General features: G+C 52.4%; 23 protein-coding genes. 19 read left to right on the forward strand and 4 right to left on the reverse strand.

Annotated elements, in window-relative coordinates; all coding sequences use genetic code 11:
- Nucleotides 1-80: 80 nt before the first annotated feature.
- Nucleotides 81-743 (forward strand): TetR/AcrR family transcriptional regulator, encoded by a 663-nt coding sequence (locus YERSI8AC_RS09005; RefSeq protein ID WP_022523985.1) that lies wholly within the window; start codon nucleotides 81-83, stop codon nucleotides 741-743.
- Between the two features lie 21 nt (nucleotides 744-764).
- Here YERSI8AC_RS09005 and asd read toward each other — a convergent pair whose 3' ends face one another.
- The 3 genes from asd to rsgA form a co-directional block, all read right to left on the reverse strand.
- Entirely contained in the window at nucleotides 765-1,598 is an 834-nt protein-coding gene (gene asd / locus YERSI8AC_RS09010; RefSeq protein WP_022523984.1) for an archaetidylserine decarboxylase, read from the reverse strand.
- Between the two features lie 251 nt (nucleotides 1,599-1,849).
- The gene (locus YERSI8AC_RS09015) at nucleotides 1,850-2,692 is read right to left on the reverse strand and encodes a sulfurtransferase (protein ID WP_022523983.1); all 843 of its coding nucleotides are present in this window, start codon (nucleotides 2,690-2,692) and stop codon (nucleotides 1,850-1,852) included.
- 18 nt (nucleotides 2,693-2,710) lie between these two features.
- Complete coding sequence (gene rsgA, locus YERSI8AC_RS09020; protein ID WP_022523982.1) at nucleotides 2,711-3,730, reverse strand: small ribosomal subunit biogenesis GTPase RsgA; 1,020 nt, start codon at nucleotides 3,728-3,730, stop codon at nucleotides 2,711-2,713.
- Between the two features lie 778 nt (nucleotides 3,731-4,508).
- Between rsgA and YERSI8AC_RS09025 the strand changes: the two genes are divergently transcribed.
- From YERSI8AC_RS09025 to orn, 9 genes are all read left to right on the forward strand, one after another.
- The gene (locus YERSI8AC_RS09025) at nucleotides 4,509-5,534 is read left to right on the forward strand and encodes a TRAP transporter substrate-binding protein (protein WP_236557279.1); all 1,026 of its coding nucleotides are present in this window, start codon (nucleotides 4,509-4,511) and stop codon (nucleotides 5,532-5,534) included.
- A 57-nt stretch (nucleotides 5,535-5,591) separates the two neighbouring features.
- Nucleotides 5,592-6,113, forward strand: coding sequence for a TRAP transporter small permease subunit (locus YERSI8AC_RS09030; RefSeq protein WP_159176615.1), 522 nt, complete (start codon nucleotides 5,592-5,594; stop codon nucleotides 6,111-6,113).
- Nucleotides 6,103-7,410, forward strand: coding sequence for a TRAP transporter large permease (locus YERSI8AC_RS09035; protein ID WP_022523978.1), 1,308 nt, complete (start codon nucleotides 6,103-6,105; stop codon nucleotides 7,408-7,410). Before YERSI8AC_RS09030 ends, YERSI8AC_RS09035 begins: the two co-directional genes overlap by 11 nt.
- A 12-nt stretch (nucleotides 7,411-7,422) precedes the next feature.
- A complete protein-coding gene (locus YERSI8AC_RS09040) occupies nucleotides 7,423-8,622 on the forward strand; it encodes a mandelate racemase/muconate lactonizing enzyme family protein (protein WP_159176616.1) in 1,200 nt (399 codons plus the stop codon).
- Between the two features lie 11 nt (nucleotides 8,623-8,633).
- Nucleotides 8,634-9,401: an SDR family oxidoreductase gene (locus YERSI8AC_RS09045; RefSeq protein WP_159176617.1), complete on the forward strand. Its 768-nt coding sequence runs from the start codon at nucleotides 8,634-8,636 to the stop codon at nucleotides 9,399-9,401.
- A 9-nt stretch (nucleotides 9,402-9,410) separates the two neighbouring features.
- Nucleotides 9,411-10,454, forward strand: coding sequence for an L-idonate 5-dehydrogenase (locus tag YERSI8AC_RS09050; RefSeq protein ID WP_159176618.1), 1,044 nt, complete (start codon nucleotides 9,411-9,413; stop codon nucleotides 10,452-10,454).
- Between the two features lie 180 nt (nucleotides 10,455-10,634).
- Nucleotides 10,635-11,345, forward strand: a complete 711-nt coding sequence (locus YERSI8AC_RS09055; RefSeq protein WP_051052087.1) for a GntR family transcriptional regulator — start codon at nucleotides 10,635-10,637, stop codon at nucleotides 11,343-11,345.
- Between the two features lie 24 nt (nucleotides 11,346-11,369).
- Entirely contained in the window at nucleotides 11,370-12,344 is a 975-nt protein-coding gene (locus tag YERSI8AC_RS09060) for a 2-hydroxyacid dehydrogenase (protein ID WP_009287756.1), read from the forward strand.
- A gap of 253 nt (nucleotides 12,345-12,597) precedes the next feature.
- Nucleotides 12,598-13,203, forward strand: a complete 606-nt coding sequence (orn, locus tag YERSI8AC_RS09065) for an oligoribonuclease (RefSeq protein ID WP_039859766.1) — start codon at nucleotides 12,598-12,600, stop codon at nucleotides 13,201-13,203.
- A gap of 4 nt (nucleotides 13,204-13,207) precedes the next feature.
- Here orn and queG read toward each other — a convergent pair whose 3' ends face one another.
- A complete protein-coding gene (gene queG / locus YERSI8AC_RS09070; protein WP_414727630.1) occupies nucleotides 13,208-14,335 on the reverse strand; it encodes a tRNA epoxyqueuosine(34) reductase QueG in 1,128 nt (375 codons plus the stop codon).
- A 97-nt stretch (nucleotides 14,336-14,432) separates the two neighbouring features.
- Here queG and YERSI8AC_RS09075 point away from each other — a divergent pair, with 97 nt between their 5' ends.
- The 9 genes from YERSI8AC_RS09075 to hflC all read left to right on the forward strand — a co-directional run bounded on the left by YERSI8AC_RS09075 (nucleotide 14,433) and on the right by hflC (nucleotide 24,918).
- Complete coding sequence (locus YERSI8AC_RS09075) at nucleotides 14,433-15,905, forward strand: NAD(P)H-hydrate dehydratase (protein ID WP_159177920.1); 1,473 nt, start codon at nucleotides 14,433-14,435, stop codon at nucleotides 15,903-15,905.
- Nucleotides 15,906-15,916: 11 nt separating this feature from the next.
- Nucleotides 15,917-16,432 (forward strand): tRNA (adenosine(37)-N6)-threonylcarbamoyltransferase complex ATPase subunit type 1 TsaE, encoded by a 516-nt coding sequence (tsaE, locus tag YERSI8AC_RS09080; protein ID WP_039859770.1) that lies wholly within the window; start codon nucleotides 15,917-15,919, stop codon nucleotides 16,430-16,432.
- Nucleotides 16,423-17,886: an N-acetylmuramoyl-L-alanine amidase gene (locus tag YERSI8AC_RS09085; RefSeq protein ID WP_159176619.1), complete on the forward strand. Its 1,464-nt coding sequence runs from the start codon at nucleotides 16,423-16,425 to the stop codon at nucleotides 17,884-17,886. The genes tsaE and YERSI8AC_RS09085 overlap by 10 nt, the downstream gene beginning before the upstream one ends.
- 18 nt (nucleotides 17,887-17,904) lie before the next feature.
- A complete protein-coding gene (gene mutL, locus YERSI8AC_RS09090) occupies nucleotides 17,905-19,812 on the forward strand; it encodes a DNA mismatch repair endonuclease MutL (RefSeq protein WP_159177921.1) in 1,908 nt (635 codons plus the stop codon).
- A 60-nt stretch (nucleotides 19,813-19,872) separates the two neighbouring features.
- The gene (gene miaA / locus YERSI8AC_RS09095) at nucleotides 19,873-20,811 is read left to right on the forward strand and encodes a tRNA (adenosine(37)-N6)-dimethylallyltransferase MiaA (protein ID WP_009287758.1); all 939 of its coding nucleotides are present in this window, start codon (nucleotides 19,873-19,875) and stop codon (nucleotides 20,809-20,811) included.
- 192 nt (nucleotides 20,812-21,003) lie between these two features.
- Entirely contained in the window at nucleotides 21,004-21,252 is a 249-nt protein-coding gene (gene hfq, locus YERSI8AC_RS09100) for an RNA chaperone Hfq (protein WP_007114649.1), read from the forward strand.
- A gap of 37 nt (nucleotides 21,253-21,289) precedes the next feature.
- Nucleotides 21,290-22,600, forward strand: coding sequence for a ribosome rescue GTPase HflX (hflX, locus tag YERSI8AC_RS09105; protein WP_009287759.1), 1,311 nt, complete (start codon nucleotides 21,290-21,292; stop codon nucleotides 22,598-22,600).
- A 149-nt stretch (nucleotides 22,601-22,749) separates the two neighbouring features.
- Complete coding sequence (gene hflK, locus YERSI8AC_RS09110; RefSeq protein ID WP_159176620.1) at nucleotides 22,750-24,021, forward strand: FtsH protease activity modulator HflK; 1,272 nt, start codon at nucleotides 22,750-22,752, stop codon at nucleotides 24,019-24,021.
- Nucleotides 24,022-24,918 (forward strand): protease modulator HflC, encoded by an 897-nt coding sequence (gene hflC, locus YERSI8AC_RS09115; RefSeq protein ID WP_009287760.1) that lies wholly within the window; start codon nucleotides 24,022-24,024, stop codon nucleotides 24,916-24,918.
- Nucleotides 24,919-24,995: the final 77 nt, after the last annotated feature.

Here is a 24,995-nt window from a genome sequence, read left to right on the forward strand (position 1 = left end):
ATTTCCAGGGCAAAAATATTACTTCTGTGCGCCGCGTCTTTATAATTAATCCTTCTTTATATACCTCTATAGGAGTGTCAATGCCACGCTCAACCGCGCCAGATATGCTCGGTCGCAACATAACTGATGGCGTAACGTCGCGCGGCGTGGCGCGCCGTGAACGTTTGCTGGATGCTGCCCGGGATGTTTTTCTTGAACAGGGCTATGCCGGTGCCAGCGTTAACGAAGTGGTTGCCCGCGCCGGCGGATCTTTGGCGACGCTGTATAAGCAGTTCGGTAACAAGGAGGGATTATTCACAGCGGCGATGGAGCGTCATATCTCCACCGCTTGGGCAGTGCTGGAGGAGGGGCGACGGGATCACCAAGCCCTAGAGCAGGTGCTGTACGAGCTAGGCCGCCGAATGCTGACGTTGGTGTTCGAGCCGGGCGTGATCCGTTTAGTTCGCGGCTTAGCCTTTGAGGCCGAACGGGCTCCGGAGCTTGGTGAGCTGTTTCTCACTCGCGGCCCCGACCAGACCCGTCAGGCGCTAGCTGCTTACTTAAGCGAGCAGGTGGATAGCGGCCGTCTTGACCTCGACGATCCGCGTGAAGCGGCCGGTATGTTTATGGGCATGTTGCTTGGTGAATGGCACATTGACGCTCTGCTTGGTCGCCATGTGCGTCTTGACGAGACGCGGTGCAACGCTCGAGCTCGACGCTGTGTCGAGCTCTTCCTCTCAGGTGCGGCTAGTGCTTCGACCTAGGTCGTTCAGGGGGAAAGGTCATCAATAAGCTCCCAGCGTTTGCCCCATCTGCACCATGCTGCCCAGCGGATTGTTTGCGAAATTGGGCGGCTTGGCGAAACACATCACCACCGTTGAGCCGAGCTTGAAGCGGCCCATCTCAGCGCCTTTTTCAAGTGTGATAGGTTGGCTAAATTGTGTGCGCTGAGGGCAGCCCGCAAGCGGCGTCACCTGCCCTGACCAGACGGTTTCGATGGCAGCGACGATCATCGCACCAACCAGTACCATCGCCATGGGGCCGTGCTCGGTATCAAAGATACATACTAAGCGCTCGTTGCGGGCGAAGAGGCCTGGCACGCAGTTGGCAGTGGCTTGGTTGACCGAGAATAGTCGCCCCGGCACGTAGATCATTTCCCTAAGCGTACCCGTCACCGGCATGTGCACCCGGTGGTAGTCCCGAGGGGAGAGGTAAACGGTGGCAAAGCTGCCGCCTAAGAACTCTTCTGCCAGTGCCGTATCGCCGCCGAGCAGGGTTTGCGCGGGGTAGGTGTGGCCTTTGGCCTGCACCAGTTGTCCGGCCTGTAGGCGTCCGTATTGGGAGAGCGTACCATCGGCGGGGCTGAGAATACCGTCGCCTAGCGGGCGGGCATCCGCTTTGAGCGCACGGGTGAAGAAGTCGTTGAACGTAGCGTAGGCGGTAGGGTCTGGCTCTAGCGCCTGGCTCATATCAACGTTGAAGCGTTTGATAAACGCTTTAATCAAGGTGTTTTTCACCCAGGGATTGTCACACTGGGCGAACTGGCCGGTTAGGCGCGAGATCGCGTGGTGAGGCAGCGGATATTGGAGTAGCGAAAAGGTTTTTTGGGAAAGAGTCACAGTGGTTACTTTTTGGCAGTGGCTTGTAGTGGGATATTGTCATTAAGAGCTACCCCGGTGACAGGTCTACGAGGGGGCGCTGTGAACCCTTCCTTGGGCGCTACATTTGCCATCTGACCGCCATGGATGGCGGAAATGCCGGAATGGTATGGAACATTTTCCGGCCATGGCAAATGACCCCCTCTACAACCTGTCCCCGGCGCTCTTGATCGAGCACATATTTGTTTTAAACATTGGGGAAGAGTGTGTTATTACTTCTCAATCGGTGTGTCGTCGCGGTTGCCCCATTCACCCCAGGAACCCGCATAGCCGCGCATATTAAAGCCTAGCGCCTTGCCCACCAGCCAGGTGAAGCTGCTGCGGTGGTGGCTTTGGCAATGGGTGGCAATTTCCATGTCGGGCGTGAGGCCCAGGGCGCCTAGCTCGGTGATCAGCTCGGCGTAATCGCGTATACGTAGCGCGCGGTTGCGATCCATGGCATGGAGCCAATCCATATTGACCGCCCCCGGAATATGGCCCAGGTGCTTGTTGTTACCGCGTAAGCCATCGTACTCATCTTTGGAGCGCGCATCCCATACCGCAAACTGCCTATCATCGAGCTTTTCTTTGATTTCGTCGCAGGTAATCAGGGCTTGGGGGTTGAGAAACTCAGCGTGGTATTCGCTGGGGGTTGGGGCGGTCGGTTCTGTACTCTCTTCCAGGCCCGCATCGCGCCAGGCGTGAATGCCGCCGTTCAAATAGGAGTAGCGAGTGTGGCCGATCAGGTCTAGCGTCCACAGTAACCGTGCCGCCCAGCCGCCGCCTTCGTCGTCGTAAGCGACCACGTGAGTATCGCGGGTTAAGCCCAGGGCACTGAACAGCCTTGATAGCGCCTCGACGCTGGGAACGTCGCTGGGCACAGGCCCTTCACCGCGCATCAAGTAGCGAAAATCGAGGAAGATAGCCCCAGGCACATGGCCCTGGCGATAGCTATCGCCGTTGACCGGTACATCGATAATCAGCAGCTGTGGGTCATCCAAATGTTCCTGCAGTTGTTCGGGCTCAACGATTAGCGGCAGCAGGTTGGATTCCGACGATTGGCTTTCGGTGCTCATGAGTAACTCCTCTAAATCCTAGCTATCCAAGCTATCAAGTATGCGCCGGTAGCTGGTAAAGCGTGCTGGATGAATCTTGCCTGCCTCGACCGCTGCGAGTAAAGCACAGCCTGGCTCATTGCGGTGGCGGCAGTCGCGGAAGCGGCAGTGACCAATATAGTCGTGAAACTCGATAAAGCCGTCGGTGACTTCCTGCTCGTTGAGGTGCACCAGGCCAAACTCGCGAATACCCGGTGAGTCGATGAGATCGCCATCGGCCACTTCAGCACGACTCATGGTGTAGAGGCGTGCCGTGGTGGTGGTGTGAGTACCTTTACGCGAGTCTTCCGAGAGCGCGCCAATGCGCAGGGTTTCATCGGGTAGCAGCAGGTCGATTAGCGAAGACTTGCCCACGCCGCTTTGACCGACGAATACCGAGGTACGGCCTTCAAGCTGGCTGCGCAGATCATCCAGCCCGGTTTCGGTAGCTGTGGTGGTGCGCACGACGGGATAGCCTAAATCGCGATAGCGTTCTAATAATTTGCCTAACTCGCCGCCATCTTCTGGCAGCAGATCGGTTTTGTTGAGCACCAGCACTGGCGCTATACCGGTGGCCTCGGCGGCGACCAGATAGCGATCGATAAGGTTGGCGTGAGGTGCGGGTTCCACCGCAAACACGATCAACAGCTGGTCAATATTGGCGGCCACTGGCTTGAGCAGGCCGCGAGCATCTGGGCGCTTAAGCACGCTATCGCGCTCTTCACGGGCCACCACCACGCCGGAGCCTTCTTGCCCTGCGCGCCATATCACTCTGTCGCCGGTGACTAGGCCGTCCAAGTTGGCGCGTAAGTGACAGCGCACCGGTTCATTATCGCTATTGCGCACCTCCAAGGTGCGTCCAAAGTGAGCAACGACACGGCCTGGCTGTTCGGCACCGTATTCACCGGCGGCGAGCTTTTCAGCGTCTTGAACATCGCGCTTTTCTGCACGCTGGGCACGTTCCGCCTGGACTTTCTCGACGCGCCACTGTTGCTGGCGACTTAATTTACGTTTGCTCATGACCACCTGATGATCGCTACAATAGATGTCATTGTACCTATCAAAGGTGTGATTGTACTTATCAAAGATGCCATCAAGTAGCCAAGCTCTCCTTTGTAGCTGCTTGAAGGGTCTATTTTCAGTGTTATTTAAGAAACCTCTGATTAACTATTGCGCTCGACCATACGGCGTTAAAAATCGCCTCGTGCGCGAGTCCGATCAAAATGCTCATTTACAACCCGTAAACTCCGATTTTTCGTTGATTTTTGCCTTGTCTGGCCTTCACTCATTACGTTAATCAGAGGCTCTTTAAGTATTATTTTGTTTTTCACTATTCAGGTTGCATTCACGTCTGCTACTCATTGCAGTGCTCTCATCAACACCTAAAAAGTCTAAGCATTACAAGGTATCGTAACCGTGCTCAAGGTGAGATTCGCGGAGGTTGTGCGCTCGCTCTGTCTGGTGAAATGTCTCAAGAGCACTCATCAATTAGTATAAGGCATTGTAGCTGCTCACTACGCATTTACTGTGGGCGTCAAATCAGATGACCTTATGTCGTATGCACCTGAAATCGGAGTGGCTCTCGTAAGGAATTGTTTTATATAACATAAAATGTATAAGAATACATTTTATGTTCTGAGCCAGGCTGAATTATAGGGTTGTATAAGCATAGGTCTCACTAGTCTTTTTATGGGTCTTTAAAAAATCTTCACCAAGGGCTATTTGACACAGCAATCTGAGGACTGCTATTAATATTTTGTGATATATCACAGCATGCATCGCAAACATGGAGCAGCTTATGAAAACTATAAAAAGATCTATCGTAGCAGCGCTTGGCATTGCTTTACTCACGCCTTTAACCAACAGTTACGCGCAAGATGTAACAACGCTTAACTTTCAAACGCATCATAGTTCCTCATCGCTACAAGGGGAGGCTCTTATTAGATTTGCCGATTTGGCAAACGAAATGTCAGGCGGTAGTTTAGATATAAAAATGCATACTGACTCAGCAGTAGTGAAAGCGTCTGAGGCATTTGAGTCAGCCAGCATGGGAATTATTGATGGTGATGCAACAGGGGCAGGATATATAACGGGTAAAAATCCAGCCTTTCAATTTTATGGCGATATCATGGGAGGGTACAACACACCTCTCGAGTTAATCGGTTGGTATAAAGATGGAGGCGGATTAGAGCTAGCTAACGAACTATACCACAAGTTTGATATGCACTTGGTTGGAGTGTTTATCGCGACTCCTGAAGCGCTCAGCTCGACTACTGAGTTAGCGGGGATAGAAGATATAGATGGTTGGAAGTTCCGCTCTCCTCCTGGTATGGAGTCTGAAATATTTGCAAGTTTGGGAGCTGGCCCAGTTGTAATGCCTTTTGGTGAAGTGTTTACGGCGATGTCCACAGGAACCGTTTCCGGCGCGGATGCATCCACCTTGGCAGTGAATAAAGGTTTAGGTCTCTACGATATAGCAGAGCATGCTACTTATCCGGGTTTTCATTCAATGCCCATTGAGCACGTGGCGATGAATCTTGAAAAGTGGAATAGCCTTAGTGAAGCAGAGCAACAAATACTTCGTTCTGCTCTGGATACCATTGCATTGGAGATAGTTCAAGACTCCACAATGCTCGATCGTCAAGCAGCAGTAGAACTTAGACAAGAAGGCGTAACTCTACACGATTGGAGCGAGGAAGACCGTCAGGCATTCAGGGAGGCAGCTCAAGCAGTGTGGGAAGATTGGTCGACACGTAGTCCTGAAGCGAAAGCCGCGTACGATTCACATATCGCCTATATGACGAAAATAGGCATCCTTGAATAGATGAAAATGCCAATAAACCGAGGCCATTAGGCCTCGGCTTACTCAAGGAGAGACTCTATGCCACCTGCTAAGCATAAGTCATCGATTGCAAAAACAATAACGGCACTTTTTTCTTTGCTGCTACTCGTGATTGTGGCCGTCACTTTTTACGAAGTGTTAGCCAGGTATATATTTAAAGCTCCCACCCTTTGGGCCAATGAGCTGGCACTTTGGTTATCTGCGATTCTTTATGCGGCGGCAGGTGTCTATGCAATGCAGCTCGACCAACACCTCCGTATTACCGTCTTATATGACGCTTCGCCATCTTGGCTAAAGCGAGTATTCGACTGTATCCAGCTTATTTGCGTGCTTACTTACTGCTTGGCGGTATCCTGGTTCGGTTGGCCCAGTTCATGGAAAGCATTGTCAACGTGGGAGCGCTTTGGTACCGCTTGGAACCCTCCCATACCTGCGACAGTCAAGCCTGCCATAGTGTTCGCAGCACTGATAATAGCGATCTACGCGATTATCAATTTCGTCAACAATATGCGGGGGATCGACACTCGCTCACTGGCTGAGGAGAAGGGACGTGTCGATTGAGTTAATTACCCTAGTACTTGTTCTTGGCGTTCTATTTCTGATGGCTATAGGTGTGCCGCTGGCCTTTGCTGCGGGCTCTCTTGCGATCACAATCGCTTACTTTAATTATGGTACTCCCGTCATCGCCATTGCCCACAAAACGATATATGGGCTGGCTACTGAGTATGCGTTACTCTCTATTCCGTTGTTTATATTTATGGCAACGCTGTTAGAAAGATCGAGAATAGCCCACGACCTTTACAATAGTCTCAATAAACTATTTGGGCACCGAAAAGGTGGCGTAATGACCGTTACGCTTGTTATATCCATCTTTATGGCTGCCATAAGCGGTATCATAGGTGGTGAGATTGTTCTGCTCGGTCTAGTGGCACTACCTCAAATGTTGAGGCTTAACTATGATAAAAAACTGGCAATTGGAGTGATCTGTGCTGGCGGTTCCTTGGGGACAATGATCCCTCCGTCAATTGTGCTAATTGTTTATGGGCTCACCGCCGAAGTCTCAGTGCATAAATTGTTTCTCGCTTCATTTTTTCCAGGCTTTGTATTAGCGCTTGCCTATTATGCTTATATCTATATTCGTTGTACGTTAAATCCAAACCTAGCCCCAATGCCCGATAAAGTAGAAGTCGAAGCCATTGGTTGGAAGGACATCATTCATGGTTTCCTTCCGTTTCTGTTGCTAATTTTTATCGTGTTTGGGTGCATCTATGGAGGAGTAACATCAATTACAGAAGCAGCTGGGGTAGCTGTGGGCGCCACCCTTATGGTGATATATGCACGCAAAGAGCTTTGCAAAGAGTTAGTGTGGCAAGCGCTTAAAAGGACGCTCCTGTCATGCGGTATCATTTTATGGGTAACTTTTGGCGCAGCGGTATTAATTGGAATATACAATCTCTCAGGGGGGCAACAGTATGTTACTAGCTTTATTGCTGGGCTAGGTATTTCTCCTTTTGCAACAATCTTGGTTATGATGCTAGTGTTTTTTGTGCTTGGACTGTTTATGGATTGGATTGGAATACTGCTTCTTACAATTCCTATTTTTGTACCCATTGTAACTCATTTAGGTTATGACCCAGTATGGTTTGGTGTGCTCTTTTCACTAACGATGCAAGTTGCATTTTTGTCACCTCCATTTGGGCCGGCTGCATTTTATTTGAAAAGTGTTGCCCCACCTGAGATCAGCCTTCAAACAATATATGCTTCGCTTTGGCCATTTATGCTTATACAAATAGCAATACTGGTATTTATGTTGGCTTTTCCTGGTATAGCACTTTGGTTGCCTGCCGCACTCAGCTAAAAAGGATTAAAAATGAAAATAACAGCGATAAAAACATATCGACTAAAAGAATTTTCCAATGTGCTTTGGGTGCACGTTGAAACGGATGCTGGTATCGTCGGTTTAGGTGAAACATTTTATGGTGCTGGGGCTGTAGAGGCCCATATACACGAAACACTTTCCGAGCGGTTGTTGGGCAAAGATCCTCTTCATATTGAGGCTTTGCACAAAGAGATGGTATCACTCCCCATGGCGCAGTCTTCAACAGGCGCTGAATACCGCGCAGCCTCTGCTATCGACATAGCTCTCTGGGATATCTTCGGTAAAGTATGTAACCAGCCAGTCCACCAAATGTTAGGGGGGCTTTGTTGGGAGAAAATTCGTATATATAACACTTGCGCAGGTTATCGTTACGTTCGAACCAACAATATCAAGCCGGTTTCAAATTGGAATATAGGTGCCTCAGAGGGGCCTTATGAGGATCTGGACGGCTTTATGAACCGCCCAGCGCAGTTAGCTGAAAATCTCCTGGAGTCGGGTATTACGGCAATGAAAATCTGGCCATTTGACCCTATTGCTGCTGAAACGCGTGGCCAGTACATCACCTCACCGCAAATGAAAAAAGCCATAAAGCCCTTCGAAGAAATACGTAAGGCCGTTGGCGATGATATGGACATTATGGTTGAGTTCCATTCTCAGTGGAATTTACCTACTGCAAAAAATATTGCTAAGGAATTGGAGCAATTTAATCCTACTTGGTATGAGGACCCAATTCGAATGAACTCACCGCAAGCACTTGCTGAGTTTGCTGCTTCTACCTCTGTTTGGACGTGTGCCAGTGAAACGCTTGGCTCTCGTTGGCCCTATAAAGACATGCTGGATCGTGACGCAACCCATGTGGTCATGGTCGATCTCTGCTGGACTGGGGGGTTAACAGAAGGGCGCAAAATAGCCTCCCTTGCCGAAACCTGGCATCGCCCTTTTGCTCCTCATGACTGTATTGGCCCGGTCGGGTTTGTGGCCACCATTCATATGTCGTTTAGCCAGCCAAACACGCTCATTCAGGAGAGTGTAAGAGCTTTTTATCGAGGCTGGTACACCGAGTTGGTAACGGCTGTACCCAAAATCGAGAATGGCTTTGTATACCCCATGGAAGGGCCAGGGCTTGGTGTTGAGCTTCTGCCCACTTTCTTTAAACGCTCCGATTTGAGCGTGAGAAAAACGTCACTTTAAAGGAGATACCCATGGCAACGAATCTTTTTGATTTAACAGGTAAAACCGCTCTCATTACCGGCTCTTCACGGGGCTTGGGTCGCGCTTTTGCCGAGGGGCTTGCCAGTGCTGGAGCTTCGATCATCCTTAACGGAATGAACCGAGAGCGACTAGAAGCTGCTGAAAGAGAGATGACTCAGAGTGGCTATCATGTCGAAATCGCTGCTTTTGATGTTACCGATGAAAGCGAGGTTAAATCAGCCTTCGCTAAATTCGATAAAGCTGGTATCAATATTGACATTTTGATTAATAATGCCGGGGTGCAGTTTAGAAAGCCGATGGTTGAGCTTGAAACATCCGATTGGCATCGTGTAATTGATACTAATTTAACCTCAGCTTTTGTTGTCGGCAGAGAAGCGGCAAAAAGAATGATTGAGCGTGGTTACGGCAAGATCATTAATATTGGATCCCTAACCAGTGAGCTAGCCCGGGCAACGGTTGCTCCCTACACGGTAGCCAAGGGCGGCGTTAAAATGCTGACTAAGGCGATGGCAGCTGAGTGGGGAGAGCATGGTATCCAGGCTAACGCCATTGGGCCTGGTTATATGTTGACTGATATGAATGAAGCCCTAACCTCAAACCCAGATTTTGATGCATGGGTAAAAAGCCGAACACCTGCCCGTCGTTGGGGAAAGCCTGAGGAACTCGCAGGAACAGCCATTTACCTTAGCTCCGCTGCTTCAGCCTATGTTAATGGACAAATAATTTATGCTGATGGCGGCATGATATCAGTGCTATAGGGGGCCTTTATGCAAACAATAGTTATACACTCCCCCGGTGACTTGCGCGTTGAAGAGCATCAAGAAGCGCATCCGCCTGGTTCAGGTGAAGCAAAAATAACGATTAGTAAAGGTGGTATTTGCGGCTCTGACCTTCATTACTTCCATAACGGCGGTTTTGGTGCGGTAAGGTTGCAAGAGCCTATGGTTCTAGGGCATGAAGTAGCTGGTGTTGTCGCGGAACTTGGCATAGGTGTTTCACATTTGAAAGTGGGCGATAAGGTGGCTGTGAATCCTTCTATGCCTTGTGGCACATGCCAGTACTGTCAAAATGGCCAACGAAACCAATGCGAAGACATGCGTTTTTTTGGAAGTGCCATGCGTTTTCCTCATCAACAGGGGTTGTTTCGCCAAAATGTCACGATTCCAGCCCAACAACTCTACCCGCTACAACCCGATACTGACCTGACATATGCTGCTTGCGCAGAGCCTTTAGCCGTTTGCCTCCATGCTGTACGCCAAGCAGGCTCTTTGGTCGGGAGTAACGTATTAGTCTCGGGATGCGGGCCGATTGGCTGCTTAACGGTACTTTCTGCTGCTCGTGCTGGGGCTCAATATATTACCGCGACAGATCTTTCTGATGCTCCTTTAGCGATTGCGGCTCAATTAGGTGCGCATCGTAGTGTTAATCTCAATAGCCAACCAGATGCGTTGACCTCCCTTGCTCACGGGAAGGGTAGCCAAGATGTTATCTTTGAATGCTCGGGTAGCCCCAAAGCACTTGCGTCGGCATTAGAGATTATTAAGCCCGGCGGTATTATTATTTTGGTCGGTTTAGGTGGTGAGATTCCATTTCCCTTAAATTTAGCGGTTGCTAAAGAGATTAAGATGATGGGGAGCTTCCGCTTTGACGAGGAATTTTCCCAGGCAGCTGATCTTATTGATAGAAAGGTGGTTGATTTAAAACCTTTCGTATCTTCAGTTATACCTTTTGGAGAGGCAAAGTCTGCTTTCGATCTAGCTTCTCTGCGTGAAAAATCCATGAAAGTTCAGCTTGATTTTGACGGAAAATGAGTTTTTTACATGGTAATTTTTTGTGCTTTTTTGATAGAGGTTGATTGAATGTTAAATTTATGTTTGCTATGAAAGGTGCGATGAGTATTTTTATTTATTTACCAAGCATAATATTTTATTTGGCGAGCTTATGCATGGAAAAATAGGTAAGTTTTGTCCGATAACAATGGCTGAATAGATATGAGCAATAAAACTAGTAATGCGGGTCAGAACCTGCTTGATCTCGCCTATGATAAGCTTGAAGAACTCATTGTCACCTGCGAGCTAAAGCCAGGCAGCCATCTTAGGATTCAAGACTTACAAACGATGACAGGCTTTAATCGAATGCCGGTGTATCAGGCGACAACTCGTTTGGCTGCTGATACGTTAATGATTATTCATCCGCGACAAGGTGTCCAGATTTCACCAATAGACTTGTCTCGTGCTTCATTACTGCTTGACTTACGTCGAGACCTTGAAAGGTTTGTTATATCGCTGGCTAGCCAAAGGGCAAGCGACGCGCAAAGAAGTCAGTTTCGCCACATAGCTAACTTGTTAAAAACAAGTGAGTCTTTAACTATCTCTGAATTCAATGCTTATGATAGCAAAATAGACCAAATGGTGCTTTCCGCGTGCGGTGAGCCTTTTCTACAGTATACGCTTAGACCTCTGCATACTATTTTTCGAAGAATTGGCTGGGTTTATCATTCCTATACTGCCGGTGGGGAAAGTCTTGATAGTACCGTGGAAGGTCATATCGCTGTCCTGGATGCCATACTTTCCGGTAAGCCAGAACAAGCCGCACTGGCATCTGATAAGCTTATTGACTTTGTGAAAGATATGTTGCCGGTTTTAAGCGATGAATTACCTCCTAGTGTCTTTGATGTAAGAATGGAATTTAAACAACCTTAATTTAATAACAATACTGGAGCTTCCATGGACATAGTCTTTCATGGCAAAAATGCACAAACATTTTTTAGCAATTTTGAATCCCTTCTTGAGGACGATCACACCATAAAACTGTTGCCAGATACGCTCGAATCCGAAGAAGATATTGCTTGCTATGCTGGTGCCGATGTCATTGTTGGTGTCAAACATGATTCATCGCTACCTACTTTAACAAAAACAAAGTTGTTTCATGTCCCAGGCGCTGGTTATGACGGTTTAGACCTCTCTCTGCTTCCAAGCACAACAACGGTCTGTAATTGTTTTGGCCATGAGCAAGCCATCGTTGAGTATATTATATCAGCTCTGCTGCTGAGACATGTTCCTCTAGCGGATGCTGATAAAAAATTAAGACATGGTGACTGGGAGTATTGGGCTGGTGGTGCATCAGGCCTACGCACTGAGCTATCTTCTGAATCCATAGGTATCATCGGTTTTGGACATATTGGGAAAGAATTGGCAAGTCGAGCTCATGCTTTTGGAATGGATGTTTCAATAGCAAATAGGAGCATAGTTGAAGCGTCTAACCAAATAAAAAAATATTATGCTTTTGATGATCTATCTTCTATGTTGAAAGATGTCGATATTGTCGTTAATACGCTTCCGCTGTCTAAAGATACTGAAGGTTTTATTGGTCAAAAAGAGTTTAAAGATATGAAGAGGAGCGCTGTTTTTGTCAATGTTGGTCGTGGCCGCGTGGTTGATGAGAAAGCGTTATTTGATGCCCTAAATGAGTCGAGAATTGCTAGCGCGGTCATAGATACTTGGTATGTCTATCCAGCAGGCTCAGAGTCTAACCCTTTACCCGCTTCTCTTCCTTTCCATGAATTAGACAACGTGATTATGACCCCGCACATGTCAGGATGGACACACGGTACGGTAAAGCGCCGCCAGTTAACGATGGCACGCAATATTAATAAACTTTCCAAGGGTGACGGCGATCTTGTGAACATTGTTTCTACTTAAATGCCAATTAAATCAGAGATCTGCTTGTGAATCTTTACCCATAATTAAAACGGCATAGTTTGCTGATGATATAGCTTCAGCGGCAGATGCAGAACTGTTTCCTCTCGTGTTAAAGTGCGAGAATTTATAGGGCCTGTGGACGTTTCGTCGTGATTCACGCTGAAACGTCCACAGGCCCTTGTTTAACTGTAAGCGTAAATTTAAGGCACAATGGCATGATTTGAATAGCCATTTAGGCAAAAGGATAACGGTAATGAGCAACGATACGACGGGTGCAACAGAAGGAAAAACAGCGCCGCGGAATGATCTGCTGGTGTGGATTGATCTAGAGATGACCGGTCTCGATCCTAATAAAGAGCGCATCATTGAAGTAGCCACGCTCATTACAGATGCGGATTTGAATGTGGTCGCCGAGGGGCCGGTTATTGCGGTGAAGCAGCCCGATAGTCTGCTGGCGCAGATGGATGACTGGAACCAGAAAACCCACGGCGAATCAGGCTTAGTCGCACGCGTGAAGGCAAGCCAAGTGGAAACCGCGGAAGCTGAGCAGCAAACCCTGGCGTTTTTGCAGCAGTACGCAGTGGCAGGTTCGTCGCCCATGTGTGGCAACAGCATCCATCAGGATCGTCGTTTTCTCGAGCGTGAAATGCCTGCGTTGCTCAACTTTTTCCACTACCGCAATCTTGATGTGTCTACCATAAAAGAAGTGGCCAAACGCTGGAACCCCGGTGCGCTGGCGGGCTTTAGTAAACAGAATGTGCACTTGGCCATGGACGATATTAAAGAGTCGATTGCCGAGCTGGCCCACTACCGCAATACATTTTTACGCGTTGATCAGCGCAGCGACGAAGAAGAGTAAGCGCTTAAGCCCCGTCAGTAGTAATTAGCTCACCGCGTTTGAGGCGCTGCTCCTCAAGCGCCCAGCCGACGTGTTCACGCACCAGCGAGCTTGGGTAGGCTCTGCGCGCCCAGAGCGCGGCTTCAACGGCCTCGCTCCAGGGCGCGTTGCCCAGGCCAATGGCGATATTGCGCAGCCAGCGCTGGTAGCCAATGCGCCGAATGGGGCTGCCAGCGGTTTTATCCAGAAACTCCGCTTCGCCCCAGCCAAACAGGCTAATAAGCGATGCGCGATCCAGGTCATGGCGCGGCTCAAAGTCATCTTCCTGGGTAATATGGGTAAAACGCGTAAAAGGGCATACCAATTGGCAGTCATCGCAGCCGTAAATACGGTTGCCCATGGCGCGACGAAACTCGACTGGAATCGCCCCGTGCAACTCAATAGTGAGATACGAAATGCACTTGCGCGAGTCGACCACTTTATCGTCAACAATGGCACCGGTGGGGCAGGCCACTTTGCACGCGTTACAGCTACCGCAGTGTTCGTGCTCAAACGGTGCGTCAATGGGCAATGGAAGGTCAGTATAGAGTTCGCCAACAAAAAACAGCGAACCCGCCTTGGGGTTGAGCAGCATGGCGTTTTTGCCAAACCAGCCGAGCCCCGCTTTTTGAGCCAGGGCGCGTTCCATCACCGGCGCTGAGTCGACAAAAGCGCGGTAACCGAAGCTGCCGACTTCCTGCTCAATTTTTTTTGCTAATAGGGCTAACCGTTTGCGGATTAGCTTGTGATAATCACGGCCAAGGGCGTAGCGCGATACATAGGCGCGGTTGGGCTGACCGAGCACCTTGGTGCTCTCCACCTCGGCGGGCAGGTAATCCATACGCACGCTGATAATGCGTTGAGTGCCGGGTTCCAGCTCCTCTGGGCGAGTGCGCTTGGTGCCATGCTTGGCCATAAAGCCCATTTCGCCGTGGTAGCCCTTTTCCAGCCACGCGTCGAGGTGGTCTTCATGAGCCGACAGTTCAGTATCGGTGATGCCCACCTGCTGAAAACCCAGCTCTCGCCCCCAGGTTTTAATCAGGTCGGCAAGGCGAGCAAGTTTCTGGTCAGTCATTGCACCATCAGAACGTGCAAAGGCAGTGGAATTCGACATAGTCAATCAACAGCAAGGCATTAAGCGCGCTATGCTAACGCATTGGCAGCCATCAAAACATGTGAAAGGAGCGATCGTGACAGTCCCGAATACTTCCATGCTACGCCCCCTCTATAAAGCCGCCCAGGTTCAGGAACTCGATCGGCGCACGATCGCCGGGGGTATCGATGGCTTTGCATTGATGCAGCGCGCCGCCTCAAGCGCCTGGCACAGCTTCCGCTCCCGCTGGCCACAAGCACGTAGTATCACCGTGCTATGTGGGAGTGGCAACAACGGTGGCGATGGTCACGTGCTGGCAGCGCTAGCCATGCAGTCGGGCCTCAAAGTACAGCGGATAACCCTTAAGTCCGTTGAAGAGCTCAGCGGCGCCGCGACCCGTGCCGCAGAATTAGCAACATCCGCGGGCGTGGGCTGCGAGGAGTGGCACGCTGGGATTGAGCTCACCGGCGAAGTGATTGTTGATGCATTGCTGGGTACCGGGTTGACCGGTGAAGTAGAGGGGCGCTTCAAGCGTGCTATTGAAACGATCAACGCTGCAAAGCAGCCAGTCCTGGCGATTGATATTCCCTCTGGATTGGTTGCCGACACCGGTGCGGTACCGGGTATTGCTGTGAAGGCCTCCTGCACGGTGACCTTTATTGGCGATAAGGTTGGATTACATACAGGTGATGCCCCTGCCTATACTGGCGAGATCGACTTTCGACCCCTGGGTGTCAAAGCCCAGGCCTATTTCGATATTCCCCCCACGGCTTGGCGGCTGGATGATTCGCTGCTGGCAGAGGCTTTTGCACCACGCCTACGCACTAACCATAAAGGTGACATGGGGCATGTGCTGGTGATGGGGGGCGCTCCAGGTTTTGGTGGCGCAGCGCTACTGGCTTGCCAAGCAGCCGCGCGTTTGGGAGCGGGTAAAGTAAGTTTGGCGACGGCTCCTGAGCATATCACCGCCAGCTTGGTACGTTGCCCGGAAGTGATGGCTCATGGCGTACGCGGTGGCGCTGAGGCCGCTGAGCTGCCCAGTAACGCTGACGTTGTGGTGGTAGGGCCAGGGCTTGGTCAGTCTGCCTGGGGGCAGGCGGTGCTACAGAGTGCGTTGCAGTCAGATACCCCACTGGTGGTGGATGCCGACGGGCTTAACCTGCTGGCGCGCCAGTGGCCGGAGGTTCGCCGTGATAACTGGATTTTGACTCCACACCCCGGTGAGGCCGCGCGACTATTGAACTGTTCCGTTGCCGATATCCAGTCCGACCGGCCCGCTGCTGCCCAGGCACTGCAACGCGCTCGGGGTGGTGTGGTGATTTTAAAAGGCGCGGGCAGTTTAATTGCTGGGCCTAGCGGTTTGGTGGTGTGCCCTTACGGGAACCCCGGTATGGCCAGCGGCGGCATGGGCGATGTGCTCAGCGGCATGCTGGGGGCGTTGGTTGCTCAGCGGGGCGAGGTGGAGTTTAGTGTCTGGCTAGGTGCCATGGTGCATGCGTTAGCGGCCGATCGCGCGGCAGCGGAAGAAGGCGAGCGTGGCCTGCTGGCCAGCGATCTGGCATCCTATGCGCGAAAATTGATTAATCCGTGAAGGCAGCCCACATGCAGGTGCAATTAGACAACGAAGAGGCCCAGGTCGCTTTTGGCGAAACTCTCGGGCACGTATTGCAAGGACGCGGGCTCGTCTATCTAGAGGGTGAGCTAGGTGCCGGTAAAACCACGTTAACGCGTGGCATCCTGCGGGCTTACGGCCATCAAGGGGCGGTTAAAAGCCCCACTTACACCTTGGTAGAGCCTTATGAGTTGAACGATCAGCGGGTTTATCATCTGGATTTATACCGCTTAGCGGATCCAGAAGAGCTTGAGTTTATTGGTGGTCGAGACGTGCTGGCCGACGATGCAGTCACCATTATTGAGTGGCCCAGCCGCGGTGAAGGGTGGTTGCCAGCGCCTGACCTGCGCCTAACCTTGGAAGTAGTGGCGCAAGGGCGTTTAGTCTCATTAGCTGCGGGTAGTGATAACGGTCAGCGTATGCTTGAATTATTGCGAAGTAAGGTAAGTGCAGTCAGTAAAGAAGGTTCCGACCAGTTGGAGAACGGTGTGATTCAATGGAAATGAAGGGCATAGCGGCAGGCGTATATCGCTTATTAGCCGCCGGTTTTTTTGCCCTGGCGGCGGTTGATGTACAAGCGTCCAGCGTAGAGAGCATGCGGCTTTGGGCGGCGCCAGATCATGCCCGGCTGGTGTTTGATCTCTCCGCTGCGACTAATGCCAACGTATTTTCGCTGGAGAACCCGGCGCGGTTGGTGATTGATTTAGATGATACCCAAATGGATACCGACCCCAGTACGCTGCCTTTGCACGACAGTGCAATTACCTCGGTGCGTACCGGCGTGCGGGAGGGTGGGGGCCTGCGGGTAGTGCTTGAACTCAATCGAGAAATTGAGCCACGCCATTTTACCCTGACACCTAACGACCAGTACGGTCACCGACTGGTCGTTGATCTCGAATATCCTGGTGAGAGTGCCGTCGAGAATCCGATTGACCCCATTGAGGCGATGATTCGGGACCAGGAAATTCAGGCCCAGCGGGCATCTGCTCAAGGCCAGCTGTCGGACAGCGTGGCGCCGCCTAGCGAGGCAGCGCCGACAGAAGTGCAGGAAGCCAAGCCGCACCCAAGGCGCGATATTATTATTGCCGTCGACGCCGGTCATGGTGGTGAAGACCCAGGGGCGATTGGCCCTTCAGGCACACGGGAAAAGGACGTAGTGCTGGAAATTGCCCGTCGCCTAGCCGCTGAAGTGAACGGTACTGAGGGCTTTAAAGCCGTGCTGGTGCGGGATGGTGACTACTATATAGGGTTGCGTCAGCGTACCGCACTGGCACGTGAGCAGAAAGCCGACTTTTTTGTTTCGATACACGCCGATGCTTTCACCAGCCCAAGACCCCAAGGGAGCTCGGTCTATGCGCTTTCTCAGCGCGGCGCCACCTCGGAAACCGCCCAGTGGCTGGCGGATAGTGAGAACCGCTCCGACCTTATCGGCGGTGTCGATGGCAGTCTCTCCTTGCGTGATAAAGACCAGGTGCTGCGCGGCGTGTTGTTGGATTTGACCATGACTGCCACGCTGAATGACTCGCTCTCGATCGGTGGTCAGGTATTGGAGCAGTTAGGCCGCATTAACCGGCTGCATAAGTCGCGGGTCGAGCAGGCTGGGTTTATGGTACTGAAGTCTCCCGATATCCCCTCGCTGTTGATCGAGGTTGGCTTTATCTCTAACCCTGACGAAGAGCGTCGGCTACGCGACCCAGTACACCAATCAGGGCTTTCTCAGGCTATCTTCAGCGGTTTGCGCGAGCATTTCGAGCGCTTCCCACCGCCGGCCAGCCTGCTTGCCTGGCAGCGTGATAATCAGCATCGCCCTTCGGGTAACGAGTACCGTATTCAGTCGGGAGACACCCTGTCAGCGATTGCTGTGCGTCATGGCGTGCCGGTTAATCAGTTGAGGCAGGCCAATGACCTGAATGGTGACGTGATTCGTGTTGGCCAAGTGTTACAGATTCCCCGTTCATGAGGTGCCGTGTTGACTGATATGACCGCTACCGCACCGCGTATACAGGTACTCGACCCGCGGTTGGCCAACCAGATTGCCGCCGGGGAGGTGGTTGAGCGCCCCTCATCGGTCACCAAAGAGTTGATAGAGAACGCTATTGATGCTGGCAGCCAGCGTATCGAAGTAGAGATCGAGCAAGGGGGCGCGCGGCTGATCAAAGTGCGCGATGACGGGATTGGCATTGGCGAAGAGGATTTACCGCTGGCCCTGGCCCGCCATGCCACCAGTAAGATTGGCAGCCTGGAAGACTTAGAGGGCGTTAGTTCGCTAGGCTTTCGCGGTGAAGCGCTGGCATCAATTAGCTCCGTCTCGCGGCTGGAGCTGATCTCCAATGCCGAAGACGACCCCCGCCATGGCTGGCGGGTGGTTGCGGAAGGGCGGGGCATGGAAGCACGGGTGACACCTGCGCCACACCCCCGTGGTACCAGCGTTGGCGTGCGCGATCTGTTTTTTAATACCCCCGCCCGGCGCAAGTTTCTGCGTACAGAAAAGACCGAATTTGCCCATGTAGAAGAGGCATTTCGCCGTCAGGCGCTATCCCGCTACGACATCGCCTGGGTATTGCGCCATAACCAAAAAGTCATTCACCAGTTGCCCGCCGGTCACTCTGCGGCGGCCCGGGAGCGGCGTATTGCCTCGCTGTTGGGCAAGAATTTTATCGAGCATGCTCGCTATATCGAGCGCGAAGCGGGCGGTATACGGCTAAGCGGCTGGGTTGGCTTGCCCACCCACTCGCGCTCACAGGCTGACCAACAGTACTTTTTTGTCAATGGACGCGTGGTGCGTGATCGTTTGGTCGCCCACGCGGTGCGTCAGGCCTATCGTGATGTGCTGTTTAACGGCCGTCATCCGGTCTTTGTGCTCTATCTGGAGCTTGATCCAGACGTTGTGGACGTCAACGTCCACCCCACCAAGCATGAAGTGCGCTTTCGTGATGGTCGTATGGTTCACGACTTTCTCTATTCGAGCCTCCATCACTCCCTGGCGTCGGCTAAACCCGCTGAGAGTGCAGAGGAGCATGATGCCGAGGTGGCTGATACGTCAGGCGCATCGCCACAGGGCGAAGCTTCAGAAATGGGGGCTGAACAACCCCGCTGGCAGCAGCAGGGGATTGCGCTGACCCACTCGCCGGATCGCCACCCCGGTGCTGAGCGCGTGCGCCGCTTTATGCAGGGTTATCAGGCGCTACACCCCAATCACGAAGAAACGCTGTTAACGCCTCAGCCGAGCCCTCCCAGTGAGCGAGGTAGTGAGGTGCGTGAAGCGCCCCTGGCGATGCCTGATAACGACCCCACTGCGCCACCACCACTAGGGTTTGCGCTAGGGCAGTTGCACGGCATTTATATTCTGGCCCAGAACGCTGAGGGATTGGTGCTGGTGGATATGCATGCCGCCCATGAGCGAATCGTCTATGAGCGCATGAAGACACAGCTGGCCGCTGCCAAAGGGTTGGATGCGCAGCCGCTGCTAGTGCCTGTCTCCATTGCTGCTAGCCGGGCCGAAGTGGCCACGGCAGAGAGCGAGCAAGAGGCAATTGCCAAGCTGGGTATTGAGCTGGATATCGCCGGGCCAGAGACGCTGCTGGTACGCCAACTGCCGGCGTTACTTGCCCAGGCTGATCCTGAGGCGCTGGTGCGTCAGATGCTGGAAGAGCTGGCGCGCTATGGGCGTACCCATCAAGTCGAGGCTAGGGTGCATGAACTACTCTCTACTATGGCCTGTCATGGCAGCGTGCGTGCCAACCGTCGGCTTACTATCGACGAGATGAACGCGCTACTGCGCGACATGGAGCGCACCGAGCGCAGCGACCAATGTAATCACGGTCGTCCCACCTGGACGCAGATGGGGCTCAAAGCGCTTGATCGGCTCTTCTTGCGCGGCCAATAGATGCTTGAACAACAGCTGCGCGATCAGTAATCACCTTTTTCTTAGCTAATGGAACCGCGCATGGCTGATACCCGCCCCTGGGCGATTTTTTTAATGGGCCCCACGGCCGCTGGGAAAACCGATGCTGCGATGGCGCTACACGAGCACCTGGGGCATGAGCTGATTAGCGTTGACTCGGCCATGGTGTACCGCGGTATGGATATTGGCAGTGCCAAGCCCAGCGCGAGTGAGCTTGCCCGTGCGCCTCACCACTTGATTGATATTCGCGATCCAGCAGAGCCCTATTCGGCGGCCGATTTTCGTGTAGATGCGCTTTCTCTTATGCGACAAATCAGCGCGGCGGGCAAAGTCCCCCTGCTGGTCGGCGGTACTATGCTTTACTACAAGCGGCTGGTCGAAGGGGTGGCAAACTTGCCTTCTGCCGACCCGGCTATTCGCCAGCGGCTTGAAGCACAGTGGCAAAACGAAGGACTATTGTCGCTACATCAACGCCTGGCAGAGGTGGATGCGCTATCCGCCCAGCGCATTCACCCCAATGACCCGCAGCGCGTCATGCGCGCGCTGGAGGTGTACTACGCCAGTGGGCGGCCAATGAGTGAGCTGTGGGCGGAGCAACAGCCGGAAACCTTTCCCTGGCGCGTGTTGTCGATAGCTTTGGCGCCCAGTGATCGCAGCTTGCTGCATCAACGTATTGCCCAGCGTTTCGAAGTAATGTTGGGTGAGGGCTTGATAAATGAAGTCGCCGCCCTCAAAAAGCGTAATGACTTACATTTAGGCCTACCGGCGATGAAGAGTGTTGGTTATCGCCAAGTGTGGGAGTACCTGGAAGGTGAGTATGATTATGCCTCCCTCGTTGAGCGAGGCGTGATCGCAACTCGTCAGCTAGCCAAGCGACAATTAACCTGGTTAAGAAGCTGGCCAGAACTTAACTGGGTAGATTCACAGCGCTCAGATGCACTGGATCAGGTGTTGAAACTCGTGCGTGACAGCAGTGCTTAGCGTAAGATAGTTCGCTAAGCTGGTAATTTAGGTAGTGTGTTTTCGATTGGCTGGGTGTTTGAGCCTTTCGAATATCACTAGGCTCTTCGGGCATCATTCGGCCTTTCGGGCAGTAATAAAATAGTGCGGCGTAGCACCAGTAGGGCACGCCATTTGATAATTAACCCCAACGACAGTTTTAGGGAGAGCAACATGTCCAAAGGGCAGTCCCTTCAAGACCCGTACTTGAACATTCTGCGCAAGGAGCGCATTCCGGTCTCTATCTTTTTGGTCAACGGCATTAAGCTGCAGGGCCAGATCGAATCGTTTGACCAGTTTGTTATCCTGCTGCGCAATACCGTTAGTCAGATGGTTTATAAACACGCTATTTCCACGGTTGTTCCATCTCGCAACGTACGCTTGCCTGCGCAAGACCCGGCAGAGCAGGATGCGGAGATTTAACACCGCTGGAGAAGCAAGAGAGTCCACGAGGTATTGATTGTTTTTCGAACGCCCAGACGCCGGTGAAACGGCAGTTCTTGTTCACGTCGATTTTCATGATGAACAAAAACGTGAAGACCCGGGTGAGTTTTTAGAGCTCGTACGCTCTGCTGGTGCAGAGCCTGCGACTCTTCTCACTGCTAGCCGCCACCGACCTGACTCGCGCACCTTTATTGGGTCAGGTAAGTTGGAAGAGCTGCGGGCACTGCTCGCGGCTCATGAGGCAGAGCTGGTGATCTTCAACCATAGCTTAAGTCCCTCTCAAGAGCGCAATGTAGAGCAAGAGCTCAAGTGTCGAGTGCTCGACCGTACTGGTTTGATCCTCGATATCTTTGCGCAACGGGCAAGAACCCATGAAGGTAAGCTGCAGGTAGAGCTTGCTCAGCTTGAATATATGTCGACTCGCCTCGTGCGTGGTTGGACACACCTAGAGCGGCAAAAAGGTGGGATTGGCCTGCGCGGCCCAGGCGAGACGCAGTTAGAAACTGACCGTCGTCTGCTGCGTGGTCGGATCAAATCGATTCACAAACGGCTCGATAAAGTGCGCAGCCAGCGCGACCAGAATCGCCGAGCGCGTGCGCGCGCGGAAATTCATAGCGTATCGCTGGTGGGGTACACCAACGCCGGTAAGTCAACGCTATTTAACGCCTTAACCAATTCTGAGGTGTATGCAGCCGACCAGCTGTTTGCGACACTTGACCCTACTTTGCGGCGGCTTGAGATTGAAGACGTTGGTCCGGTAGTGATGGCCGATACCGTGGGCTTTATTCGCCACTTGCCGCACAAGTTGGTTGAGGCGTTTCAAGCGACGCTCCAGGAAGCCTCTGAAGCGTCGTTGTTGGTACACGTGATCGATGCCGCAGATCCTGACCGCGAGTTAAACGTGGAGCAGGTGGAGCTAGTGCTCAAAGAGATCGGCGCCGATGATGTGCCGGTACTCAAAGTCATGAATAAAATTGATAAGCTCGATAGTGCCCCACGTATAGAGCGTGATGGGCATGGTGTGCCCGAAGTGGTTTGGCTTTCGGCCCAGCAGGGCCAGGGGCTTGAGCTGCTCCATGAGGCGCTGACCGAGCGCTTGGCAAATGATGTCATTGGCTTTTCGCTGACACTGACTCCCGAGCAGGGTAAGCTGCGGGCAGGGTTGCACGAGCTCAATGCCGTTCGCGAGGAAGCCTTTGATGAGCAGGGGCATTCAGTGCTTGATGTGCGTTTGCCGCGGCGTGACTTTAATCAGTTGATGGCCCAACTGGGCGAGCGAGCCAACACCTATTTACCTGAAGCGCTGCGTGAAACCAATGAGTGGTAAGCGACTTAATTACCCATCCTAGTACGCTGCATGTATGCAGTTTTGTATAAAAATGGTACAAGGTTTATAGAGCAATAATATCAAAACGCGGTGGTGCCGCCTAAGTGTGATGCCATTAGCGTTAGCGAATACCTTAGTGGAGACGAAGTATGGCCTGGAATGAGCCTGGTGGTGGCAACCAGCACGACCCTTGGAGTAGTGGCGGCCGACGCGGTGGAAACGACGGCGATGGAAACCGTGGCAGTAATAATGGCAGCGGCAACAATGGCAATAAAGGGGGCAACAACCAAGGTCCACCTGACCTGGATGAAGCGCTGAAAAAGTTTCAGGACAAGCTCAACAGCATGTTGGGTGGCGGCAAAAAAGGCGGCGGCAAGAAAACCGGTGGTGGCGGTAGTGATAAGAACCGCAACCCTTTCGCGCTGCCAGGCCTGCTGATTATTGTTGCGCTGGCTATTTGGGCTGCAATGGGCTTCTACCTCGTGGATCAATCCGAGCGCGGCGTTGTGCTGCGGTTTGGTGAGTTTCAGGGCATCGTAGATCCAGGCCTGCAGTGGAATCCGCCGCTGATTGACGATGTACGTATGGTCAATGTGACCCGTGTGCGCTCTCTGTCGCAGACCCAGTCGATGCTGACCCGCGACGAAAACATTGTCGAAGTGGAAATTTCTGCTCAGTACCAAGTAGCTAATCCACGCGATTTTGTGCTTAACGTACGCGATCCTGCTATCTCGATTGAGAATGCGCTGGATTCGGCACTACGTCACGTCGTCGGCGGTACCGATATGATCGATATCCTAACCTCTGGCCGTGAGATTCTGGGTAGCTCGGTTGCTAGTCGTCTACAGTCCTATCTCGACAACTACGGTGCCGGTATTCGCCTGCAAACCATTAACATCGAGTCCACTTCGGCGCCCGCGCCAGTGATTGACGCCTTCGATGACGTTATCCGGGCCCGTGAAGATCGTCAGCGTACGATCAACCAGGGTATTGCTTACGCCAACGCGATTATTCCGGAAGCGCAAGGTCAGGCGCAGCGTATCGTTGAGCAGGGCCAGGGTTACCGTGAGTCGGTCGTTGCTGAAGCGCAAGGTCAAGCCAACCGCTTTAACTCGCTACTCTCCGAGTACACAAATGCCCCGGATATCATGCGTGAACGTATGTACCTGGACACAATGGAAGAAGTGTTTAGTAATTCGCCGAAGGTGCTGTTGGATGTAAGCGAAAACGCGCCGCTGATGTATCTGCCCCTCGATCAGCTTAGCGGTGGGAGCAGTAGTCGAAATAACTCTTCGAGCGGAAGCGCCAATAGCGATGAACAGCTAGACCCGAGTGTGCTTGAGCGGTTACGCAACACCCAGGGCAGTTCCAGCTCTTCATCGAATACCAATAGTAGCTCCATCCGCAGGGAGGGCCGGTAAATGATTAATAATCGATCCCTGCTGATTGTTGGTGGTCTGGCTGCCGTGGCGTGGCTGGCAAGCAACACTCTGTACGTGGTAGACGAAACCGAGCGTGCCGTTAAACTGCGCTTTGGTGAAGTCATTGAAGAGAATATTCAGCCTGGCTTGCATGCCAAAGTGCCGATCGCGCAAACGATTCGTAAGTTTGATACGCGCTTGTTGACGCTGGACACCGATACCAGCCGCTATCTGACCCTTGAGCAGAAAGCGGTTATCGTTGACTCCTATGTTAAGTGGCAGGTGGTTAATCCTACTCGCTACTACGAGGCGACTGCCGGCGATGAGTTGATGGCCATTCGCCTGATTCAGCCGCGGGTGGATGAGAGCCTGCGTAATGAATTTGGTCGCTTGAATCTTCAGGAAATTATCGCCGAGCGTCGTGATGACCTGATGACGGGCCCCACCGCAGAACTCGACGAGCTGATGCGTGAAGAGCTCGGGGTGGCAATTCGCGATATTCGTATCAAGCGCATCGATTTGCCCGAAGACGTATCAGCCGCTGTTTTTGAGCGGATGCGCTCCGAGCGTGAGCGTGAAGCTCGTGAATGGCGTGCTCAGGGTCAGGAAGAGGCTGAGCGTATTCGCGCCAATGCGGATCGTCGTCGCCAAGTACTGCTTGCCCAGGCCAATGAGCGCTCCGAGACGCTGCGCGGTGAAGGTGATGCCCAAGCCGCTGCGATTTTCTCTGAAGCGTATGGTCAGGATCAGGAGTTCTACTCTTTCTGGCGTAGCCTTAATGCCTATAGCGAAAGCTTTGCCGACGATGGCAATCTGATGGTGCTGGAGCCGAGTAGCGACTTCTTCCGCTATTTGCGCAGCGCTGAACCAGAAAGCGGTGAAGACAGCGGCGAGTAAACCGCCGTTGGCCGGTGCTCCTCGTCTTGGTTTGTTGATAGCCAAGCGGGGTTCACCCGGCCAATAAACGTGATAGA

Source organism: Halomonas sp. 113, assembly GCF_904067645.1.
Lineage (GTDB): Bacteria > Pseudomonadota > Gammaproteobacteria > Pseudomonadales > Halomonadaceae > Vreelandella > Vreelandella titanicae.

Excerpts from the sequence above, each read along its gene's own strand:
- YERSI8AC_RS09005 (WP_022523985.1), top strand. The coding sequence starts at position 81 with ATGCCACGCTCAACCGCGCCAGATATGCTCGGTCGCAACATAACTGAT.
- YERSI8AC_RS09015 (WP_022523983.1), bottom strand. The coding sequence starts at position 2,692 with ATGAGCACCGAAAGCCAATCGTCGGAATCCAACCTGCTGCCGCTAATC.
- rsgA (WP_022523982.1), bottom strand. The coding sequence starts at position 3,730 with ATGAGCAAACGTAAATTAAGTCGCCAGCAACAGTGGCGCGTCGAGAAA.
- YERSI8AC_RS09025 (WP_236557279.1), top strand. The coding sequence starts at position 4,509 with ATGAAAACTATAAAAAGATCTATCGTAGCAGCGCTTGGCATTGCTTTA.
- YERSI8AC_RS09030 (WP_159176615.1), top strand. The coding sequence starts at position 5,592 with ATGCCACCTGCTAAGCATAAGTCATCGATTGCAAAAACAATAACGGCA.
- YERSI8AC_RS09040 (WP_159176616.1), top strand. The coding sequence starts at position 7,423 with ATGAAAATAACAGCGATAAAAACATATCGACTAAAAGAATTTTCCAAT.
- YERSI8AC_RS09045 (WP_159176617.1), top strand. The coding sequence starts at position 8,634 with ATGGCAACGAATCTTTTTGATTTAACAGGTAAAACCGCTCTCATTACC.
- YERSI8AC_RS09050 (WP_159176618.1), top strand. The coding sequence starts at position 9,411 with ATGCAAACAATAGTTATACACTCCCCCGGTGACTTGCGCGTTGAAGAG.
- YERSI8AC_RS09055 (WP_051052087.1), top strand. The coding sequence starts at position 10,635 with ATGAGCAATAAAACTAGTAATGCGGGTCAGAACCTGCTTGATCTCGCC.
- YERSI8AC_RS09060 (WP_009287756.1), top strand. The coding sequence starts at position 11,370 with ATGGACATAGTCTTTCATGGCAAAAATGCACAAACATTTTTTAGCAAT.
- orn (WP_039859766.1), top strand. The coding sequence starts at position 12,598 with ATGAGCAACGATACGACGGGTGCAACAGAAGGAAAAACAGCGCCGCGG.
- queG (WP_414727630.1), bottom strand. The coding sequence starts at position 14,335 with ATGTCGAATTCCACTGCCTTTGCACGTTCTGATGGTGCAATGACTGAC.
- YERSI8AC_RS09075 (WP_159177920.1), top strand. The coding sequence starts at position 14,433 with ATGCTACGCCCCCTCTATAAAGCCGCCCAGGTTCAGGAACTCGATCGG.
- tsaE (WP_039859770.1), top strand. The coding sequence starts at position 15,917 with ATGCAGGTGCAATTAGACAACGAAGAGGCCCAGGTCGCTTTTGGCGAA.
- YERSI8AC_RS09085 (WP_159176619.1), top strand. The coding sequence starts at position 16,423 with ATGGAAATGAAGGGCATAGCGGCAGGCGTATATCGCTTATTAGCCGCC.
- mutL (WP_159177921.1), top strand. The coding sequence starts at position 17,905 with ATGACCGCTACCGCACCGCGTATACAGGTACTCGACCCGCGGTTGGCC.
- miaA (WP_009287758.1), top strand. The coding sequence starts at position 19,873 with ATGGCTGATACCCGCCCCTGGGCGATTTTTTTAATGGGCCCCACGGCC.
- hfq (WP_007114649.1), top strand. The coding sequence starts at position 21,004 with ATGTCCAAAGGGCAGTCCCTTCAAGACCCGTACTTGAACATTCTGCGC.
- hflK (WP_159176620.1), top strand. The coding sequence starts at position 22,750 with ATGGCCTGGAATGAGCCTGGTGGTGGCAACCAGCACGACCCTTGGAGT.
- hflC (WP_009287760.1), top strand. The coding sequence starts at position 24,022 with ATGATTAATAATCGATCCCTGCTGATTGTTGGTGGTCTGGCTGCCGTG.